Consider the following 20,490-nt stretch of genomic DNA (forward strand, 5'->3'; position numbering starts at 1 on the left):
CGTGGTCGGTTCTGTTTGCCTCCGTTGGCAGGATGACGGCCCGCTCAGTTTTTCCAAAAGTCTGATCCGAGCAATTGGATCTTGCTGATCACTTTGAACTTCTCGAAGATAGTGTTCTGATCATCATACTAAAAAACGGACGCAGAACCCTTACCCTTCCTTCAAGAAAGAAATCGGGCGCAACCTCGTCCATAGATAATCCTCACTGTATTGTCAGGGTTGAAAATTTTCTTGAATGGTCTCTAACAGACTAATCTCTGTAGCTTTGGGAAATTTGTCTCCAGATGGCGTCCGATCATTTAGCCTCCTTTGAGAATACCAGAGAACGACTTGCCGGACCCGATCTTGTCCGGGCCATCGCAATTACAGAGGTATTAATCTGCCACGATGGCGGCATGATCTCCGCTTGGTGTCACAAAACGCTTCCATTTCATCTAGCCGTTCTTGGATTTTACGGTGTGATGCTCTTTTTCGTCCTGAGCGGATTTCTGATCGGTACGATCATCCTCGACCTCCTAGATCGAAAGGCTTCTCCAAAAGACTGGAGTATTTTCCTCGTACGACGCTGGCTCCGCACCCTTCCAGCCTATTATGTCTGGCTCATCGTCCTGCTGATCCCACTTGCCTATTTTGGGCCCTACGGCGTGACATGGGACGAGGGAAAACGCGTTCTACCCTACTACCTTACACTCACCCAGAACCTCGGCTGGCCCATGGTCTCAGGCTGGTACGGCGTGACATGGTCCCTGTGCGTAGAGGAGTGGTTCTACATCACTTTCCCCGTGCTCCTGTTGCTACTACTTGCCTGCCGGGTTCGATCTGCAGTGGCATTCGGCACGATACTTGCTGCGTTCTTCATTGTTCCCCTTTGGTGGCGCCTCTCCCTGCCAACAAACGTGGACTGGAACGAAGTCACTAGCAAAATTGTTCCTTGTCGTTTCGATTCAATTGCTTGGGGTATCCTGGCCGCGTGGTTCTACAGACGTTTTCGTATAATAACGACATTTCATATTCCATTAGCTCTTTGCGGCACATTCATTGTTTCCATCATCTGGTGGTCTGACAAGCTCCCATTTCCGCTCTGGAACGGGCGTTTTCAGTCGATGGCCATTTATGATGTCGTTGGTCTTGCCTATGCCCTCTGCATGCCCGCTATGATGCGGTTAAGTGCATTACCACCTTTGATCAACCAAACCGTTCGAAGTATTAGCACCCATAGCTACGCTCTCTATTTGTGTCATCTGCCGCTCGTTCTGGTGGCTGGCGACCTTCAGGTCCGCTACGGCATTCGCATCAGATATGCGCTTCTCTTTACAATCGTCACCACTCTTGGGGGCGCCATCCTCTCATGGCGCCTGGTAGAACGCCCATGCCTGAAACTTCGCGTCAGGCAATCTTTTCAAAAAGTCGAAAGCCGTGACGGACATTCGGTTCAAAACAAACTTTCAGGTTTCTGAATGAACAGGCAGGTCGGACGTACAAAAATCGGCCTAGAGACGTGTGACAACCACATATGACCGGTGCGTTCATACGTTCACGTCCACAATCCATATTGCAGTAGGCTTCATTTTTATCTCAAAAATTGAAGCCTACGCCTTGGAATACAGAATAAATTCCTGAATCAATCGGGATCAAATATTCCAATAGAGTACCAGTTCTCAAATCCAGCACTCTCCCACAGCTACGTTTTACAAATTTTGCTTTAATCCCGGACTAGCCTTAAATCGAACCGTTCTCCCAGACGGAACCGAAACCGGCTCCCCAGTTCGAGGATTGGTTGCCTGTCGAGCCTTGGTCTCACACACAGTGAACGTGCCGAAAGACGGAATTGTGAAGCCACCTTCGCGCTTCAACTCATCAATAATCGCTTCTATAAGATCGTTCGCAGCCCGTTGCGCGGCGACCCCCGTGCAGTCAATAGAGTCCTGAAGAACTGCGGCGAGAAATGCTTTACTCATGGATGCATGTTTCTCCTCTGATCCGATTTTTTCTCAGGCTGCATCCCAAAACACTTAGAAGCCCTGTTTTCTCCAACACAACATTCCTCAGTATTTCTTACAGTGCTACCAAGGAACAGTGATATAATCGCGGCAACTGCTCCAGCGTTCCATCGTCAGGAATTCCATGTCGCGTTCTGTCTGCCTTTTCGCCTATCACGACCCAACCGGAACACTCGCCCCACACACCCGACATCTTCTTAGCCAGATTGCAGAGTGTGGGTTTGAGATACATATCGCCGTATCCAGCCTCTCACCACAGGACCACGCTGGACTGGAAGCTCTGAAGCTCAGCTTTGCATCCGGTCCTAATCCCGTAAAAGCAGAGCTTTATCCGCGCGAGAACTCCGGCCTTGATTTCGGTTCCTGGCAAGAACTACTCAAGAGGCGCTGCGATGCAGGGGCTGACGAGATCCTATTTGCCAATGACAGCGTCTTTGGCCCCATGACGCCGCTACTACCCATCATGACCCGTATGCGTGCCGAACGACGTCCGATCTGGGGTATGGTCCGCTCCGAGGCCATCAATCGTCATCTCCAGTCGTGGTTTATGGTCATGACACGTCAGGCATTCGAGCACCCCGCCATTCAGAGGGTCTTCAACCAGCCCTTCTGCGACATGAGCAAGCCGGAAATCGTCCTTCACGGTGAACTGGGCCTCGGTCTAGCCATGCAGGCCGCAAACCTGGATATGACGGCCTCCTGGAGCGGCACACGTGGCATAGCGCGTCTCCTCGCCATAAACCCCATGCACACGGATTGGCGGGCCGTCCTGCGCTCAGGAAAAGCGCCCTTTATCAAAACAGAATTATTGAGAGATAATCCCAGCGGAATTCCGTCCGTACATCTCTGGCGTCAGGAAATCCCCGATCCCGCCTTTTTCAATCCGGACTGGATCGCTCAATATCTGGCAAATCATCCGCCACGCGCCCAGTACAAAAAGGCAAGTTTCCGTGCTCGACTGGTACAGGCGATTGCAAGCGAAGACCGGCTACATGCATTGCCGGCCCTGCTGCTCGGTCGATAATCAGTTCTTATTCTTGCGCTTGGCAACCATCTCAAGGAAGCCAAGCAGCTCTTCCGTCTGAGCCTCATACGTTGCCAGACGATCCTTGAACGGATTGACATACCCATCGAACTTGCCCGGCTGATCCAGAATGGCCTCAACAGCCGCCGCAAGCGTTTCCGCCCGAGCATCAATCGGCAGATAAGTGCCATTCACACCATCAACGACATCTTCTGACTGTCCGCCAGGCGCTGTCGTCACAACCCAGACATCCCGGGACAGAGCTTCACGCACCGTCAGACCGTAGCTCTCTTTCCACTGGGACGGGAACAGCAACACATCAATCTGGTCATAGAAATCATCCAGCCCGTTCTGACTAAAGGCCGGCACGATTTCCAGATGTCCTTTGACAGACCAGTCCCGCGCATGAATCGAACTGAAACCAAGGTTGAGCTTGTTATCAACCAGAACCAGCTCCCAGTCTGATCGATCCAGGGATTCCATGCATTTCTTGAGCTGCGGATAGCCCTTCACAGCCTCCGTCCCACCCACAAATCCAAACCGCACAGGCGAGCCCGGAATACGTGGAGTGCGAGGACGTTCAGGCCAACGGAAACCATTCCGGTTCACCACAATACGCTCAGGCTCTACCCCATTCGCCAGATAAAGCTGGCGATGAGCCTCCGAAGGGCTGATCAGCAGCGCAGCTTCCGAGAGAGCCTGATGCATCAGGAACCACCGATCCTTCAGATGGCGGGCGTGCGGCACGCACATCTGACAGACCTGCTGATCTATCGTGGTCTGGAAGCAGTAACGCCCATCCCCGCGAACCATGAACTGCCGATCACACAACCACCAGGCATCATGAAGCGTCAGAACATAAGGAACCCCGCGTTCCTGACACACCCGCAACATGGCTGTTCCCAACCCCTGCGCAGCGTGGACATGCACCACATCCGGCTGATAGGCATCCAGCCAGTCTGCAAACTGCCCCGCCATATGCGGATTATCCATCGAACCGATAACGTCGTTACCGTCCGGAATCATCGCCGCCAGAACATCCGTCCCATTGGCAACATAGCGGATATTACCAGACAGTCTTCCATCCAGATGCGGTCGAGAGGTCAACATCCCGACTTCAACGCCGCTTTTCCGCAAACGAAGGGCCAGTTCTTCCACAACGATTGTCGCCCCACCAAAAGATCGTGGTGCGTAATAAACATTCGTCATCAGAACGCGCAGCGCCTTGCGCTCAGGCGCGACCGGCAGACCAAAAAGGGCCTTACCCTGCGTAAACGCCATCGATTCAGGCGCATAACGCTCAGTAACGTCCTGCCAGGCCTGAACTGCAAGGCGATCACGAAGATCCTTGTCTCGTGCAAGTTTCAGGAAGCAGCTCTTCCATTCGCCGCGTGTGACCGCCAGCAATCCGTTCTCTTCATGACGCATAACCGCAAGAAAGGCATCACGAGGCGAACAGATGGCAGCAACACGCACAATGGCGGCTTCCAGAAACTTGATGTTGCTTTTGCAATCGTTGAAAAGCGTAGGCTCCAGTGGCGCAATTGCAATGTCCGTTTGGGCCAGCGCCGCAAGATAATCGCGATAGGACAGTTCCGTCAGACGTTCAACACGATCGCCAAACCGGTCGAATTCTTTCGAAAGCCTGAGCTGGCCAATAATACGCAGACACAGACGCGGCTCCTCATCCAGAGCGGCAATAAGCCCTGCCTCAGCCTGCCGGAAATCCTCATCATGCGTATTGGTTCCTGAGCCATAAGAGACCCAGACACGCTCATCAACCGCTTCCCCCCTAGGCGGCAAGGATGCTGCAATTTCCAATGTCTCACGATCAAGAGCATTTTCGACAACATCAACATGTTTCAGTCCGGCATCTCGCATCGCCTGAGCCAGAGCCCGGGTCGAGGCAATCCCCTGCCCACACGCCAACATGCAGCGCTTGAACAGAAGCACACCCGACATGAGCAAATCCTGCTCAGATCGTGGAAGGCTGCTGATATTTCCGTTTTGCAGATATTCTTCCGCATCAAAAATCAGATCATCGACTTCCCAACGCGGCTCAAGACGCAAACGGTGCGCTTCCCTGACGAGCTTCATGACATCGTCAAAGCCAGGAACCCGGTAGAAAATAACCTGTGTGCAAAGCTGCAAGGCTGACATGGCAACATTGACGTCACGCCAGTCAACTACCTGAACAGTCCATCCAAGACGCTCAAGAAGATCGCGCTTCTGCCAGACACGGTATTTCGCACACTGACGGATCGACACCTCCGCAATAATCAAAATGCGAGGAGGCAAAGTCACCGCCGTCTTATCAAGACGGTCAGTATAAACAGCAACAGAAAACTCAGGCTTCGAGGACACTTCCGAAACAACCGCCCTACTTGCCCCCGGAGATGATAATTTTCCGGAGTGCTTAGAAGAAGGCCTGACGTTCTTTTTCAACCGTTCCCGGACAGGAAATCGCTTTTCAACCGCCCGGCCAATCGCTTTGACGCCTCCCTCATCCCAGAGAGCGGAAAGCCTTTCAGGCAGTTCTCTGAGCGGGCGTCCGGATGGAAGTCGCCCCAGACTAAGAGACCGCACTGCCCTGAGTGGTTGGGTAACTCGCCAGGACAAAGAACGATGAATCAGGGAAATCTGGTGCCGCAGATGAGCACTTTCGGCCTGCAGGCCATCAGCACGCATACCGTTCAACCGGGAAGAGCTACGATAGCTTTCCAGCAAAACCTTTTGTGAGTCTTCTTCAACTTCAGCGGGAAGAAGCGTTACGTCTTTACTGGGCACTGTCATCAAAAGAAAAGCTCAACGTCTGGAGACTGTTCAGTACAAATAAAAAGAGCTGGGCTCTTTCGAACCCAGCTCCCTTTATAGATGTTAGCGAGCTAACAAGCCAGATCAGCTCACAGTAAAGTCCGAAGCCTTCAGATCCGTGACACCAACGAAGGTGATCTTGGAGCCGTCGTTCAGAGCAATGGTCGTGTTGCCACCAGCCACAGTAGCTGCGTTCAGAACGTCCTGCAGACCGTTATTGTTCTGCAGACCATACTGATACAGAGCCATGAGGTTGCCAGCTGCGCTACCAAAATCGGTGACCGTGTAGTCACCACCGGCATGGCCGTCGACCAGGGCGAACAGGTTAGAACTGCCCGAACCGCCCGTGAGGGTTGAGTTACCCGTACCACCAACAAGCGTATCAGCGCCCGTACCACCAATAAGAGTGGTCGTGCCGCTACCAGCAAAAGCTTCCAGAACGCCGTGCGAAGAAGCAGCAGAGATCGTTTCATCGCCGTCACCGCCCACAAACAGGCTGTAACCGGAGGTACCGTCGAACTGGACGTTCAGGCCAGAAGCACCAAACAGGGTTGCGTTGCCTGCCGTAATGGTCGTGTTGCCCGTACCATTGAGGAAGGACAGCGAACCGTCGACACTGATGGAGTTACCCGTACCACGGATCTGCTGAAGATCGCCTGCAGCAGAAATCGTGTCGTTAAGACCGCCAGAAACCGTAGCGCTGGCACCAGTCGTGAAGTACGTGCTGGAGCTGCCACCCGTGACGAAGCTGTTGTTACCAACAGTCACGCTGTTGGAGCCAGTCGTGTCATAAACCGTTGCATTGTCATGCAGGTTAACAACCGAGCTGCCACCAAGCAGGGTAACGGTATCGGTACCATTGGTGCCGTCAATCGTGTCCTGACCTTCAGAGCGAACAGTGTTCGTGCCACTGCCGAGATAGATCAGGTTTGAACCTGTTCCGCCGTCAATGGTCGTATTGCCGTTCGTACCGAGGATCGTGTCGTTTCCGGAACCCGTAGCAATGTTCCAGCTACCAGTCTTGCCCGCTCCGAGGAACACGTTGTTGCCAACGCCACCCACGAAAGAACCGTTCTGGTTGCCGACAAAAACAGTTGCACCATCCCATGCGCCCGTCAGCAGGCTGACAGACGATGCCGTGTTCTTGGTCAGATCAATAGCCACGGAGCCGGTGAGCGTATCCTGCTCAGCATAGCTGCCTGCGGAGACGTACTGCACGTCCCCGACAATGCTGTAACTGCCGCTCTGGGTGATAACACCCTGAGAAACACCCGCAGAAAATGAACTGTTGCTTCCTGGAACCAGATCGTAACTCGTAAGGCCGCTCACACCTGAGACAGCAGACGAATATTGACTGGCCAGAGCTTGGGCCTGTGCACCATCGACCGTGACCGCAAGGGTCACGCCTGAGGCGCCAACCACGGTAGTGATTGCCATTACCATGCACTCCTAAACAAAGGTTGCCTCGCACTGGCGGCCCTCAGACCACCCAAATGATCGAGCGACGAGTCTTGCATATATCAAAGCCTCTTCCCAAAAAGCAATCAGGATTTCGCCTTGCCATCCGCAAAACTGTCTCGCGTTCACAGGGTAACATACAGACCCGCACGCAGTGCTTGTATCCCACTCGGCTATTAAAGAAGCAGAATGGGCCGGAGCTCGAATGCCCCCAAACACAAGATTGCATTTTAGCAAAGGTTGCAATGACTGCGTGAAATTTACCATGCCCAATCACTATAAAAATTCAATACTTTGTATAAAATCGGAGTATTGTAGCGCATTTTTCAATTTTTGTTTCAAATACCCCCTCGTGCAACTCTCTCCGAATCCTTAAGCTGAATATCGTGATTAATCATTTGCCCTTCACCTCACCAGCTCACCAAGACCAAGCTCTGGCCGACCTGGCTCTGTTCCTTGCAACTCCCTCACAAGTAACAGAAAAAGACGTTCTGACGTCTGCTTGTGAGGAACACTGCGTGCGCTTTCTGTATTGGATGGCGTCCCTGTTTGGGAAAAACAAATCCACCAACAAGCCACTCATTCTGCTGTCCCACAAACTTGAGAGACGGATTGCAATACAGCTTGGAGAATTTCAAAAAAATTTCACTTCCTATCTAAGAAACACATTCACTACAGACACCGAAACAAACGACGTTTTACTGTCCTGCTACTGTTCTGAAGACACCATACCAGATCGGATTTCCTCTGCGACGCTGGTTGTAGGGGAGAATTTTTATAATCAGACAGAGTTCACGTCCCTTTCAGACTGCATACATGTTCGAATCCCTCATCAGGATTCCACGCTATCTTTTCTCAGCGACGCATCTGAGAGTACGTACCCCTTTCGCCAGAAACTGCGTCAAATTCTAACGCATGATCTGGAAGGGCGCCTGGCCAGAAATACACTCAGTACAACTCTCAAAAATCTGCATGCTGCAGAAACAGCAACTCATGCTCTCCGGATCGAATCTCGCCTCTTCTCGGAACAAGTTGAAGATTTCAAATCCAAAAATATTTCTATTAGTGAAAAACTAACAAACACTCGAAAACAACTTGAACAGTCTTACGCGGCCACCCAGCAGGATATTGCCGTATTCAATGCAAAACTCATCTCCAGTCACACAGCCCTTGAAGCACTCAAAGACTTTCTTCAGCAGCCGACACCTCTCTGGCGCAGACTGGCGAGAGCCCTACGGACCCCTTTTGTCCCGTATGTGCCAACACTTCCTGAAACACTTACCCTTCGGGATTTTCGTGCCTGCAACACAGAAACACTTCCCGACCTCACACCCAATCCAACAGAAACCGTTTGTTCAGACGCTCCCTCCCCGAAAGAAGGCCGCCCTTCGTCTAAAGGCATAAAACGCATTCTATTTGTCGCGGGCGAACCCCATACCCCAGGGGTAGTCTATCGCTGCCATCGAAATGCGGAAGCCGCACGCCATGCGGGGTTTGAGGCACGTGTTCAAGACTGTGCAGTCGTTAGCTATGACGATATCCACTGGGCAGACGTCATGATTTTATGGCGAGTAGAATATAGTGGTCATGTCAGCACCATCCTCGATCTGGCACGCCAGGAAGGCGTCAGAACCATCTTCGACATCGATGATATTATTATTGTTCCGCACTACGCGCGCGTAGACCTTATCGACGGTATTCGGTCCACGGGCGAAAACGAAGGAAGCGTCGCTCGTCTTTTCGCAGATATGCGCCGAACCTTCGTCCGCTGCGATCATGGATCAACCACCACCCGGGAACTGGCCCGTGCCATGCACGAAGTGCGACCTGTCGTACACCTGCTTCCCAATACCTATGACAAACCCAGCCTTCACCGTGCCCGTCTGAGCCGCCGACTGCATGAAGGACTCAACCTTTCCGCCGCCGGAGACACTCTGATCCGAATTGGGTACACCACGGGCACCCGTACCCACCAACGGGACTTCGCCATAGCCGTTCCTGCCATCGCCCATGTTCTAAAAATGCGTCCGAATGTTCGGTTGGTCCTGTTCCGAGACAAGCAAAGCCAAACCAGCATCCTGGCAATGGAAGAATTTCCCGAGCTTAGGGGACTGGGCTACCAGATTGAATGGCGCGAAACTGTCCCCTTATCAGATCTCCCAGATGAATTCGGGCGCCTCGATATATCAATCGCTCCTCTGGAAGTTGGGAATGTCTTCTGTGAGGCAAAAAGCGAGATTAAGTTTTTGGAGGCTTCCCTTGCGGGAAGTGCATCCGTCGTTTCTCCGACCGGCCCATTCAAGCGGCTTGTCCGTCACGGAGAAACCGGCTTTCTGGCCGACACACCGGAGGAATGGACCACAGCCCTTCTTACCCTGATTGATAACCCCGGATTACGACAGCGCATGGCACGCGATGCGTATCACGATGTGCTCTGGCCATTCAGTCCACAAGCGCAAGCCAGGCGCATAAAACTCGCCTTTTCGTCCCTGGGAAGTGACGAAGACGTAGCAGAAACAGGCGAACTTGTTCTAGCCCGTGATCGTCAGGAACGGCGCAACGTCCCCGTGATTCCTGAAAGTGAAACACTTTTCCATCACGACACCTTCGCTGAAGCAGATGTCACGGTCGTCATCACATCCTACAATTATTCGGCTTACATCCTTGATGCTCTACACTCTGTTTCAGCCCAGAGCCTCTCCCAACTTGATTTGATTGTTGTTGATGATGGCTCAACAGATGGTTCCGTAGATCTGGTACGCATCTGGATGGAGCGAAACACCTCTCGCTTTAACAGACTGCTTCTGCGCCGATCCGTTCGCAACGCCGGATTGGGCGGAGCAAGAAACATCGGAATGGATGCCGCAGAAACCGAGTACGTCCTACACCTGGATGCAGATAATCTCCTGCGCCCAGAGGCCTGCGAAAAGCTTCACGCCGCCATGACGTTCGGGATCGCATACGCCTATCCTGTCATTCAGTGTTTCAACGAGAACGGCCCTGCTCCTATCAAATCCCAGGAAAAAGCTACCGATATAAGCTCTTTCGCCGTCATGGGGGATCTTCCTTTCCATCCACTAAACTTCGTAGGGGGAAACCATGTGGATGCCATGGCAATGGTCGCAAAATGGGCCTGGGCAGCTGCTGGCGGCTACTATGTTTCACGTGAAGCAATGGGATGGGAAGACTTCGACCTCTGGTGCGTCTTTGCAGAACTCGGCCTGCCCGGACGACAGGTTCGAGAGATTCTTGCCGACTACCGAGAGCACAGTTACTCCATGACTAACATGTCCACTGAGCGGGCGGCTCACAAAGCTCGCGTCGTCGAATACATCAAATCACGCCATCCGTGGATCAATCTGACAGCAGAAGCCCCTGTTCAACGCCTCTAAACGCTTATCCACGAGAATCATAAAAAAACCCCGGACAGATTATCTGCCCGGGGTTTTTTTATACTTGAAAGACCAGAGTTTTCCCTGGCCCTTATACCCTTAGAACGGAGCGTCGATATCAACGACATCAATCAGCTTGTGATTGACGAATTCCTTGATGCCAAGACCGATCAGTTCACGGCCATACCCAGAACGGGCCACACCACCAAACGGCAGATCAGCCTTCACCATCGTCGGATGGTTCACATAAACCATGCCCGTGTGGATCTTTTCGGCAACCTTCACGCCGCGAGCCGTATCCTTCGTAAAGACGGATCCGCCCAGACCGAACGGGGAGTCATTGGCAACGCGGATCGCCTCAGCCTCATCCTTCACACGATAAAGCTGCGTAACCGGACCAAAGAATTCCCAATGACGGGCTTCGTTATCACCATGCAGGTTCGTCATCAGAAGCGGCTGGAAGAAAGCCCCCTTCTCCGGAACCGGTGCGCCAATCACTTCGACAACAGCACCATGCTTCTTGGCTTCTTCAACCTGAGCCTTCAGATCATCAGCAGCCTTCTGCGAAGACAGCGGAGCCAGCGTCGTGGACGGATCCATCGGATCACCAGCCTTCAGCTTGGCAACCTCAGCCTTGTAGATCTCAAGGAACTTGTCGTAGATCGAATCCACAACGATCAAACGCTTGGACGATACGCAAACCTGACCAGCATTCCAGTGACGACCGAATGCGGCCCACTTCGCAGCCTTCTCAACGTCAGCATCTTCCAGAACCACGAAAGCATCGGCACCACCGAGCTCCATGGTTGCCTTCTTGAGAGCCTGGCCTGCCGTGCTGGCAACAATGGCGCCAGCCCCTTCGGAACCCGTCAGAGCAACACCACACACACGCGGATCATTCAGGATAACCGCCGTATGATGACGCGCCGCATACAAATTCTTGAACGCACCCTTCGGCAGACCTGCTTCGATCATCAGGTCATCAAAGATAGCCGCACACTGCGGAACGTTCGAAGCATGCTTCAGCAGAACCGTGTTACCAGCAGAAAGCTGCGGCGCAATGATGCGGGCGATCTGGTAATATGGGAAGTTCCAAGGCTCGATCGCAAAAACAATACCCTGCGGCTGATGGACCAGGATGGCTTCGCCTTCCTTCGGATCAGCAACCGGAAGCTTTTCTGGCTTCAGAAGCTCTTCAGCATTTTTGGCATAATATTCGAAGATTTCAGCGGAGAGGATCGTCTCCAGCTTGGCTTCTTCATAGAGCTTGCCCATTTCAAGGGTCAGAAGCTTGGCGTACTTGTCGATATCGCGGCGCAGGATGGCACCAGCTGCGCTCATGACCTGGGCGCGGTCTGCGAAAGACACATCACGCCAGCTTTTGAAGGCCTCATACGCATCGGTAATCGCCTGCTGAACTTCCTGGTCGGTTGCTTCCGGGAAAGTCTTCAGCGTCTCACCCGTATAAGGGTTGGTCGTAGCGTAAGCCATGACGGACAAATCTCCGTTAGATAAAATAATACCTCAACATATTGGCATGAAAGCCACGGTACGGAACCCCCAACCCCCGAAAAGTTTGAAAGTTCACATATCCGTGTTCTGTTTCAGTTCTTTTAGCCAGGATCGTGCGTTACCATCCGATGGAGCACGCCAGTCACCACGCGGCGAAAGGGAGCCACCAGCAACGATTTTCGGCCCGTTTGGCATGGCTGAGCGCTTGAACTGACTGGTGGCAAAAAACCGACGGATAAAGACTTCCAACCAGTGACATATCTCCGTCAGATCATAGGAAATCCGTCGATCTTCTGGGTAATGTGCAGGCCAGGAGCCGATTGTAACATCCCCCCACGCTTTTTCAGCGAGAAAGGCGATCCGTGACGGGCGAAACCCATATCTCAGAACATAAAACAGCGTAAAGTCCTGAAGGGCATACGGGCCAATCATCTGCTCTGTGCTCTGAATGCCCTGCCCCGTATCCGGCACCAGTTCCGGCGAAATTTCGGCACTGACGATCTTCTCCAGAACGTCAGCCGTTCCATTCCCCAACTCGCCTTCCCGTGCCAGCCACCGGATAACATGCTGGATCAACGTCTTCGGCATCCCGGCATTAACATTGTAGTGAGACATCTGATCGCCCACGCCATACGTGCACCAGCCCAGCGCCAGTTCGGACAGATCTCCTGTGCCAATCACAATCCCATTGCGATGATTGGCCAGCCTGAACAGGAAATCCGTTCGCAACCCTGCCTGAACATTCTCGAACGTAATGTCATGAACAGCTTCGCCCTCTGCATAGGGATGGCCAATGCCCGCCAGCATGGTCTCCGCAGCCGGCCGAATATCCAGCTCATTGGACTCAACACCCAACGCCTCCATCAGGGCATGAGCCAGTCCACGACTTTCACTGCCCGTTGCAAAACCGGGCATCGTGTAGGCCAGCACATGCGTCCGCGGCCATCCCAGCTCATCGGCAGCCCTCGCAGCAACCAGAAGAGCCAACGTGCTGTCCAGGCCACCAGAAACCCCAATCACCGCCCGCTGCGCCCCGCTAGCCTTCAAACGCTGACGCAGCGCACTGACCTGAATGGTCCAGGCCTCATAGCAATCCCGGGCAAGCGTCTTCGTATCAGAAGGCACAAACGGAAACCGAGGCACATCCCGCTTTAGACCAAGATCCTCACCCGGCGCTCCCAGCTCGAAACCAATTGTGCGGATACTCTCACATCCCACCCCGAACTGCCCGGTCCGCAAACGCTCCTGCCGCAGCAAATCCAGATCAACATCCGCAACAACCAGCCGCTCGCCCTGAGGAAAACGATCTGATTGCGCCAGAAGACGCCCGTTCTCATGGATGGACACCTGCCCATCCCAGGCAAGATCCGTTGTGGACTCCCCTTCACCGGCAGCCGCATAAACATAGGCCGTCAGCGTCCGCATAGACTGCGCCTGACAGAGTAGCGACCGATCGTCCGTCCGTCCGATCGTCACCGGAGAAGCGGACGGATTCAGAATGACGCTCGCACCCGCCTGCGCCAGACGACCACTCGGCGGATTAGCCACCCACAGATCTTCACAGATCTCAACACCGAGGATCAGACCGGCCTGATCTTCTGCATCAAACAGAAGATCGGCACCGAACGGAAAGTCCTCCCCATCAATTCGGATACTGCCCGTCGTCCCCAACCCCGCTGTGAACTGGCGTGGCTCATAAAACTCCCGATATCGGGGCAGATAGGACTTTGGAACAACACCAAGAATACGCCCACGATGCAGTACAGCCGCACAGTTATAGAGCAGATCACCACGACACAGCGGCACTCCGACGACAGCAACACTCATGAGAGAGGCCGTCTGTTCCGCCAGCCAGATCAGAGCAGCCTGCGCCTCTTCCAGCACAACATCCTGGAACCGGAGATCATCCAGCGTATACCCGGTCAGCCCTAGCTCTGGAAAAACAACGGTAGCAACCCTCTGCCGATCACAGTCCTTCAGAACGTCCAGAACCCGCTCGGCATTGATCTGCGCCTCGGCTAACGAAACAGGCAGCGTACAGGCCGCAATCCGCGCAAAGCCCTGATGATAGAGAGAGCGGAATCTGGTCATGATGATCCTCTCGGAACAGAAGAACCCGATCGCCGGGTCTCGTATTTAAATGCCCGCATCATGAAAGAGCCGTTGCGAAATTGAACCGGAGAGGCCCTGCGCCGTTCTGCGTTCCTCACCCCCGTTCTTCCAGATGGCAGAACATCATAACACAGGAGACCCTACCCATGGATCTGCTTCGCTGGACGATTGTATTCCTCATCCTCGCCCTGTGTGCAGCCGTTCTCGGCTTTGGAGGAATTTCGGCAGATTTCGCCTATATCGGCAAAATCCTGTTCTTCATCTTCCTCGTACTCCTGATCATCAGTCTGATCTTCGGCCGCGGCCGCCCAAGACTCTGAAGATCTCAGCCTCGGGACCGAAGCAGTCGCACGGTTCCGAGGCTACCTAACATGAACACCGCCAGGGCATAGAGACCACCCAGTTCCGTCATGGAAACAGGAAGCCCGAACAGATAGTCAGGTGAGTCACAGGGCTTGTTCGGACGCGCTGGCATACTGGCCATCCAATCCTTGAAACTGCCCCCATGAAAAACGGGCGCGCGACACTCAGGTGCCGGACTTGGCCAGAACTTGTGCTCCACACCAGCATGTAAAACAGCCAGACCGATACTGACCGCCACACATACCAACCCGGCAAACACCGGGTAGCGTGCATAACGCCGGGGTACGGCCAGCGTCAAAACACCGATGGCGATCAGCACACGCCACGGTCGCCGCTCCCAGAGACAAAGCTCACAAGGCGCCAGCAGAAGCCTGTGCTCTGCAAACCATGCCGCCCCCAAAGCAGCCAGACCAGCCAGAACGAACAACCCTCCCAGAATCCTGGTCATATCGGGCTGTTTCGTTCCAGTCAGTGTCATGGTCGGGAAGCCTCCAGGCTATCAAGAAACTGTTTGGCCCAGCTCCCCGCCGTATTGCGGGACACTTCGCCATAAAGCGCGGACCATGCCTCATGACGGGTCTCCACGTCCATGGTCAGTGCCGCATGAAGCGCATCCGCCATCCCTTCGGCATCCAGCGGGTTCACCTGCAGGGCCTCCGGCATTTCAGGCGCAGCACCTGCAAACCGTGACAGTACAAGAACCCCGGGATCCTTGGAATCCTGCGCCGCCACAAATTCCTTGGCGACCAGGTTCATGCCATCGCGCAACGGCGTGATGTACCCGACATCCGAAACCCGATAGAGCCCCGCCAGAACATTCCGGGAGATCGGCCACGTCGTATAACGGATCGGTACCCAGTCCGGCGTTCCGTAAGCGCCATTGATGGTTCCGACCAGACCATCCAGCTCTTCCTTGAGCAGCCGATAGCTTTCGACACCCGTACGTGAAACCGGCGTGATCTGAAGGAACGTGACCTTTCCGCGATACTCCGGATAGTTCTTCAGAAGCATCTCATAGCCGCGCATCCGCTCCGGCAGACCTTTGGAATAATCCAGACGGTCCACACCAATGATCAGACGCTTACCGACCAAACTATCGACGATCTGCTCGACCTCTTCTCCGGCCGCACTCTCGATAGCCTGCTGCCTGAACCGGATCGGATCAATACCAATCGGCACAGCTTCCACGTCCGCTTCCAGACCATAGGCCGCAAAACAGCCACGAAGATTCTGCGCGTCCTCGGGCGTCTGCACACCAATCCGGTCACACCCGGCAAGTCCTTCAAGCAAACGCCTCAACTGCGGAAGAAGGCGCGCCATGCTCCAGGGCGGGAACGGAATATGCAGAAAGAAACCAATCCGGCCCGTCACACCACGATCTCTCAGCATCCTGCCCAGCGGAAAGAGATGATAATCGTGGATCCACATCGTATCGTCCTCTTTCAGCAGCGGCACGAGACGGTCGGCAAACACGGCATTGGCTTCGTAATATGCCTCACAATCCTCACGCGTATAGCGCATGAGCTGCGTCCGATAATGGCAGAGCGGCCAGAGAACACCATTTGAGAAATTCAGATAGAACCGGTCATATTGCCGCGGCGTCATGTCGAATGTGGCATAAGTCACATTCCCGACACGCTCTTCCGTAACGGGATGCTCGAGCGCATCCTCACGCTGCTCTCCGGACCAGCCAAACCAGAGGCTGTCACGTGTCTGCACGGCATCATACAGCCCGACAGTCAGTCCCCCGGCGGGCTGCGTCCGCTCTCCGGGCGCCGGTGTACGATTGGAAACAACAATCAGGCGCCCCATCCGTGTCCCTCCGACAAATCATGCAGCCATCGGCGGAACGTGGCTGCATCAGGAAAATCATCGGGAATGAGCCAGCCATCTCCCCCCATCTGGCGGGCAGCCCTCACTCCATCCATGTCTGTAACGTCATCACCGACAAAGAGTGGCAACCGACCCCGAAAAGGATTTTCGGCCATCAGCTCCCGCACGGCTCCACCTTTATCCACACCCAGCGGACGCAGCTCGATGGCCATATGAGCATCCTGAAGTCGAAAGCCATTCGGCTCCGCCGCCCATCCACCAACCAGCGATCGAAATGCCGGTTCCGCGTCATGGTTCTGCCGGTAATGCAGCACCATACCCGCTCTTTTGCGCTCAACACTGGCACCCGGGTACCGTCCTACAATGTCTTCGGCACCCTTGAGCCAGTCCACCGGAACAGCAGGTAGAACCAGATGATCAACGTCATGCACAGGTGACTTGCGCACAGCTACACCATGCTCGCCTGCAACAGCGTGAGGAATTCCAGGAAGAAAGTGATCGATCTGGGCAATCGGCCGCCCTGTCACAATTGCCAGGGCCCCTCCCAGCAGATCCTTGAGCCTGAGAAGATCTTCCCTCAGACCAGAAGGGACAATCACACTTTCAGGCGTCGGAGCGATATCAACAAGCGTTCCATCAAAGTCCAGCAGAACAGCGGCTTTGGAAGGCGGAAAAGGAACCTGGATCATGAGTCAGTTATCTCTTTCCAGTGTCAGGGTTATCCCTGCTCCGCCCATCTCCCGTCTATTCGAGACCGGGATCAGCCTCAGGAGGGGGCAACGGTTGCCCGGAAGGCGGAGCCTGCGGTGCAGAAGGCACAAGGGACTGTGCCCCACCGCTCGGAGGCGCGAGAGGAATGGGGGCATGGGTATCCGGAGCCAATGGAACCGGACCACCCTCAGACGAAGGAGCGGAACGAGACTGATCGTCCCCTCCCTCTTCCTCTGGTGCATTTGTGTCAGTGAGTTGCGGCGTTTTTGTGGCCGGCAGCGGACCAGCATCCGGCGCAACCTTGTCCCCCGCACAGGAAACAACACGCACATCATAGAGCGGGCTGCCATAAGTCGCGACTGACGGCTCATTCTGGAGCATCCAGCCATCAAAGGGTGAGCGCTCCGCATCCCCCGTATCACGCAGATGGAGTAACGCTCCGGAATCAGCAGGCAATGTTTCAGGCCGACTGACACAGGCTTCAACCGCTACGGAAAGCGTCCGGTATGAGGCCGTCCCTCCAACCGGAACAGTCAACGTCTCAATATGCGCATCCAGACGGTCCAGCACACGGATGACCGCCTGCGTACGCCCCTGCCAGAGATTGGCGGGATACATTGCAGGAGGAGCAACCCCGACTGCAGCATGAGCGAACGGCGCTACGCCCAGAGCCAGAAGCGCTATGCCAGCAGAAAAAGAACGTTTGGTCATGATCAGTCTTTTCCTTTGGCCGTCGGGTCTGTGAGGTCTGCCAGCATCACCGCAAAGGATCGACGCATGGCCTCGGGTGAAACCCCCATCAGAATCCCATCCTCAAACGCATCCTGAAGAGCCTGCCGCAATTCGGCATCATTTTCCCTCAGGACACGGACCTTCTCAACACAGGCCACCGGCTGCCCGTCATGGTCCAGCCAAAGAAAATCTTCCGGCGTCACGGTTCGTCCGAAAGGCTGCCAGCAGGCTTCTGGGTCTTCTGGGCCTTCTGAAGCGTATCCGTTACGGAGAAGATGAACTTGCTCAGAAGCTGCTCCAGACTGATGGACCCCTGCGTCTCTGTCAGGGCACCACCTGCCTTGACCGTCGCATCTGCTCCACCGGGAGAAAGGGCAATGTATTTGCCCCCCAGAAGACTGTCAGAGGTAATGATCGCAGCAGAATCCGTCGGCAACTTCACGTCCGGAGACAACGTGAAGGTCACTTTCGCCTGAAAGGTCTTCGGATCGACGACTTCCGACGTCACATGCCCGACCGTAATACCAGCCAGACGCACATCCGAGCCCACATTCAGACCATCAATCTGGCTGAAAGACGCATGGACCTGATAGCCACCATCATTGGTCTGATGATGCCCCAGCATGGCCAGAGCAAGCATTCCAGCCAGAAAAGCCAGCACCAGCATTCCGGCCAGAAGTTCCAGCCGATCGTGACGAGCGGCGGGGCGCGCGGTTCCCGTGGCTGCGCTCATGACATCACCTTCGAAAAATTCATTTTCCTGCACTAGCGGACTCCGCTGCCTCCGTCCAACCCTCCCTTTGGAAACAGAGATTATCTTTCTCAAAAAATGTTATCCCCCATATCCCCATGTTCCCACCCATTAACGGAGCAAAAAGACCTGTTTTCCGGCTTCCGGGCGCCGGGTACGAAGCGTAGATTCGCAGCATGACAGCCCGTCTTCATTGGACCGGCGTTCGGATGAGAACGCTTCGGGTCACGACCGATCCGGACGACAGCGCCACGCGCTCCGTCACCCTTCCGGCTGCCTGGGAGGATGACGCCGCCCAGGCTCTGGCCCAGATCACACAGAACGGTGGCCCCCTCCGCCTCTCGACGGAAGCGGCACGCTGGGTCGATATGATCGACGCGTGTCCACCACTTCCGGGTACGCCAGCCAACACCCCGGCACCGGGCCGAAGCCTGTCATGCCTGCTGCTGATGAGGCAGCTCGCTCCCAATATCGCGCTCTGGGAACGCCATCCGGACGAAACACCAGGCTTTATCGTTCGCCTGTCCGGCTTTGTTCAGGATGACGGCTTTGCACCGGAGCACTTTGTCGCCTGCCTGAAGCTGGCCTGTGATTCCCTGCGTCGCCTGCATGCTGCCACACGCATTGAGCGCACCGGCGAACTTCCACTGTTCGACCTTCCCGTTGATCCCTCGGATGAACCCGCCGGTCTCATTCTGCTTACGGATCTGGATGCCTGCCTTGCATCCATGGGGCTGGACTATGACAGCGATGAAGGACGCAATGCCGCCAAGGCCATTGCCGCGCTCGCAACAAGCATAGCCCGCGCCGGCACGGATCTGTCGCTACCGCCAATTCCAGGATGCCCCGCCCTCCCCGATCTTCGTGGTCTGGCCGCTCAGGCCTGCGCCTCTCTGGAAGGACGACATCTTTCCCCCGTTGAAACAGGATTTTCTGCTCCGGGGGCCATAGATGCTCTCCTTGGTGCAGAATCCTGCGGACTGGCTCCTGTCTTTTCCCCATTACGGGAAGACGGGCACCTTCGCCCCTCGACGCTTGCGCGGCTTGCCCATCGTGGCCTGACCCCCGAATCTGCCCTCGCCATGGCCCTTGCAGGCGAGACTCCTTTGCCGCCCACGCGCCCTGAGGCACACACGGCAATGCATCGTGCGCTGGAACGCTCCGTCGACTTCCTGCCGGAACTTCCAGAACCGGAGATTGCGAATCTCAGAGCGAAGCTGGAACGTGGCGTCCGTCGTCCCCTTCCCATGCGCCAAACGGGTTTCACGCAAAGAACGGCCGTCGGTGGTCACAACCTGTTCATGCGCACCAGCGAATTTGAAGACGGCACACTGGGCGAAGTCAGCATCATCCCAACACGTGAAAGCCCCATGGCACGCGGCCTGATGGATTGCCTGGGCCAGGCCGTCAGCATCGGGCTGCAGTTTGGCGCACCGCTGGAAGTTTTTGTGGAGCGATTCGCCTATACGCGCTTCGGCCCCGCCGGAACGGTCGAGGGCGACCCGGGTACCGCATATGCGTCGTCAATGCTGGATTATGCGTTCCGCACGCTGTCCGAAGCCTATCTCGGACAGCACATGCCAGACGCTCCCCAGATCGAACCCAGTTCGGAAGATCCCTCTCCCATGCTGCCATTCGATCACTCGTCGGGTGATACCCCACGTGGACGGCGCCTCAGACTGGTAAGTTGATGAAGAAATGGCGTCTACAGACCTCCGTGTGGCTGGAATACATTGACAGCCCGCGGACTCGTCGGTAGCTAGCGCCTGCGCTGAGAAGGAATCCGGA

General features: G+C 55.0%; 16 protein-coding genes. 5 read left to right on the forward strand and 11 right to left on the reverse strand.

The features are described from left to right. Nucleotides 1-284 precede the first annotated feature (284 nt). Nucleotides 285-1,457 carry an acyltransferase family protein gene (locus B7444_RS13975; RefSeq protein WP_007284366.1) on the forward strand — a complete coding sequence of 391 codons (1,173 nt, stop codon included), beginning with the start codon at nt 285-287 and terminating at the stop codon, nt 1,455-1,457. A gap of 231 nt (nt 1,458-1,688) precedes the next feature. On the opposite strand, the gene B7444_RS13980 is transcribed toward B7444_RS13975, so the two are convergent. After that, nucleotides 1,689-1,958: an HU family DNA-binding protein gene (locus B7444_RS13980; RefSeq protein ID WP_016738449.1), complete on the reverse strand. Its 270-nt coding sequence runs from the start codon at nt 1,956-1,958 to the stop codon at nt 1,689-1,691. Nucleotides 1,959-2,124: 166 nt separating this feature from the next. On the opposite strand from B7444_RS13980, the gene B7444_RS13985 reads away from it, so the two are divergent. Further along, entirely contained in the window at nt 2,125-3,024 is a 900-nt protein-coding gene (locus tag B7444_RS13985) for a rhamnan synthesis F family protein (RefSeq protein WP_007284364.1), read from the forward strand. Here the strand turns inward: B7444_RS13985 and B7444_RS13990 are convergent, their stop codons facing one another. Both B7444_RS13990 and B7444_RS13995 read right to left on the reverse strand, forming a co-directional pair. Next, complete coding sequence (locus B7444_RS13990) at nt 3,025-5,817, reverse strand: glycosyltransferase (RefSeq protein ID WP_186810586.1); 2,793 nt, start codon at nt 5,815-5,817, stop codon at nt 3,025-3,027. Nucleotides 5,818-5,922: 105 nt separating this feature from the next. Further along, on the reverse strand, nt 5,923-7,275 hold the full coding sequence (locus tag B7444_RS13995) for a beta strand repeat-containing protein (protein ID WP_035729644.1): 1,353 nt from the start codon (nt 7,273-7,275) through the stop codon (nt 5,923-5,925). 1,277 nt (nt 7,276-8,552) lie between these two features. Between B7444_RS13995 and B7444_RS14000 the strand changes: the two genes are divergently transcribed. After that, complete coding sequence (locus B7444_RS14000; RefSeq protein ID WP_231502847.1) at nt 8,553-10,688, forward strand: glycosyltransferase; 2,136 nt, start codon at nt 8,553-8,555, stop codon at nt 10,686-10,688. 99 nt (nt 10,689-10,787) lie between these two features. Here B7444_RS14000 and B7444_RS14005 read toward each other — a convergent pair whose 3' ends face one another. Beyond that, on the reverse strand, nt 10,788-12,179 hold the full coding sequence (locus B7444_RS14005) for an NAD-dependent succinate-semialdehyde dehydrogenase (protein ID WP_007284360.1): 1,392 nt from the start codon (nt 12,177-12,179) through the stop codon (nt 10,788-10,790). 93 nt (nt 12,180-12,272) lie between these two features. After that, nucleotides 12,273-14,291, reverse strand: a complete 2,019-nt coding sequence (locus B7444_RS14010) for an NAD(+) synthase (protein ID WP_007284359.1) — start codon at nt 14,289-14,291, stop codon at nt 12,273-12,275. Between the two features lie 167 nt (nt 14,292-14,458). Between B7444_RS14010 and B7444_RS14015 the strand changes: the two genes are divergently transcribed. After that, complete coding sequence (locus B7444_RS14015; RefSeq protein WP_007284358.1) at nt 14,459-14,632, forward strand: DUF1328 domain-containing protein; 174 nt, start codon at nt 14,459-14,461, stop codon at nt 14,630-14,632. 5 nt (nt 14,633-14,637) lie between these two features. Here the strand turns inward: B7444_RS14015 and B7444_RS14020 are convergent, their stop codons facing one another. Genes B7444_RS14020 through mlaD form a run of 6 tightly spaced genes read right to left on the reverse strand, consistent with a single transcriptional unit; the run spans nt 14,638 to nt 18,684 of the window. Beyond that, entirely contained in the window at nt 14,638-15,153 is a 516-nt protein-coding gene (locus B7444_RS14020; protein WP_007284357.1) for a disulfide bond formation protein B, read from the reverse strand. After that, nucleotides 15,150-16,487 (reverse strand): alpha,alpha-trehalose-phosphate synthase (UDP-forming), encoded by a 1,338-nt coding sequence (locus tag B7444_RS14025; RefSeq protein WP_007284356.1) that lies wholly within the window; start codon nt 16,485-16,487, stop codon nt 15,150-15,152. The genes B7444_RS14020 and B7444_RS14025 overlap by 4 nt, the downstream gene beginning before the upstream one ends. Then, nucleotides 16,475-17,197: a trehalose-phosphatase gene (otsB, locus tag B7444_RS14030; protein ID WP_007284355.1), complete on the reverse strand. Its 723-nt coding sequence runs from the start codon at nt 17,195-17,197 to the stop codon at nt 16,475-16,477. The genes B7444_RS14025 and otsB overlap by 13 nt, the downstream gene beginning before the upstream one ends. A 55-nt stretch (nt 17,198-17,252) precedes the next feature. Continuing rightward, nucleotides 17,253-17,930, reverse strand: coding sequence for a DUF2155 domain-containing protein (locus B7444_RS14035; RefSeq protein ID WP_007284354.1), 678 nt, complete (start codon nt 17,928-17,930; stop codon nt 17,253-17,255). A 2-nt stretch (nt 17,931-17,932) separates the two neighbouring features. Next, on the reverse strand, nt 17,933-18,154 hold the full coding sequence (locus B7444_RS14040) for a hypothetical protein (protein WP_007284353.1): 222 nt from the start codon (nt 18,152-18,154) through the stop codon (nt 17,933-17,935). Then, nucleotides 18,151-18,684 (reverse strand): outer membrane lipid asymmetry maintenance protein MlaD, encoded by a 534-nt coding sequence (gene mlaD, locus B7444_RS14045; RefSeq protein ID WP_224777870.1) that lies wholly within the window; start codon nt 18,682-18,684, stop codon nt 18,151-18,153. The genes B7444_RS14040 and mlaD overlap by 4 nt, the downstream gene beginning before the upstream one ends. Nucleotides 18,685-18,878: 194 nt before the next feature. Between mlaD and B7444_RS14050 the strand changes: the two genes are divergently transcribed. Continuing rightward, entirely contained in the window at nt 18,879-20,393 is a 1,515-nt protein-coding gene (locus tag B7444_RS14050; RefSeq protein ID WP_035729642.1) for a TSCPD domain-containing protein, read from the forward strand. The last annotated feature ends 97 nt before the right edge of the window (nt 20,394-20,490 follow it).

The organism is Gluconobacter thailandicus F149-1 = NBRC 100600 (assembly GCF_000964465.1).
Classification (GTDB): Bacteria; Pseudomonadota; Alphaproteobacteria; order Acetobacterales; family Acetobacteraceae; genus Gluconobacter; species Gluconobacter thailandicus.

Bases quoted from the DNA above. Each gene is read 5' to 3' on its own strand.
- B7444_RS14005 (WP_007284360.1), bottom strand. From the start codon at position 12,179: ATGGCTTACGCTACGACCAACCCTTATACGGGTGAGACGCTGAAGACT.
- B7444_RS14050 (WP_035729642.1), top strand. From the start codon at position 18,879: ATGACAGCCCGTCTTCATTGGACCGGCGTTCGGATGAGAACGCTTCGG.
- B7444_RS14035 (WP_007284354.1), bottom strand. From the start codon at position 17,930: ATGACCAAACGTTCTTTTTCTGCTGGCATAGCGCTTCTGGCTCTGGGC.
- B7444_RS14010 (WP_007284359.1), bottom strand. From the start codon at position 14,291: ATGACCAGATTCCGCTCTCTCTATCATCAGGGCTTTGCGCGGATTGCG.
- B7444_RS13995 (WP_035729644.1), bottom strand. From the start codon at position 7,275: ATGGCAATCACTACCGTGGTTGGCGCCTCAGGCGTGACCCTTGCGGTC.
- B7444_RS13985 (WP_007284364.1), top strand. From the start codon at position 2,125: ATGTCGCGTTCTGTCTGCCTTTTCGCCTATCACGACCCAACCGGAACA.
- otsB (WP_007284355.1), bottom strand. From the start codon at position 17,197: ATGATCCAGGTTCCTTTTCCGCCTTCCAAAGCCGCTGTTCTGCTGGAC.
- B7444_RS13990 (WP_186810586.1), bottom strand. From the start codon at position 5,817: ATGACAGTGCCCAGTAAAGACGTAACGCTTCTTCCCGCTGAAGTTGAA.
- B7444_RS14025 (WP_007284356.1), bottom strand. From the start codon at position 16,487: ATGGGGCGCCTGATTGTTGTTTCCAATCGTACACCGGCGCCCGGAGAG.
- B7444_RS13980 (WP_016738449.1), bottom strand. From the start codon at position 1,958: ATGAGTAAAGCATTTCTCGCCGCAGTTCTTCAGGACTCTATTGACTGC.
- B7444_RS14015 (WP_007284358.1), top strand. From the start codon at position 14,459: ATGGATCTGCTTCGCTGGACGATTGTATTCCTCATCCTCGCCCTGTGT.
- mlaD (WP_224777870.1), bottom strand. From the start codon at position 18,684: ATGAGCGCAGCCACGGGAACCGCGCGCCCCGCCGCTCGTCACGATCGG.
- B7444_RS13975 (WP_007284366.1), top strand. From the start codon at position 285: ATGGCGTCCGATCATTTAGCCTCCTTTGAGAATACCAGAGAACGACTT.
- B7444_RS14020 (WP_007284357.1), bottom strand. From the start codon at position 15,153: ATGACACTGACTGGAACGAAACAGCCCGATATGACCAGGATTCTGGGA.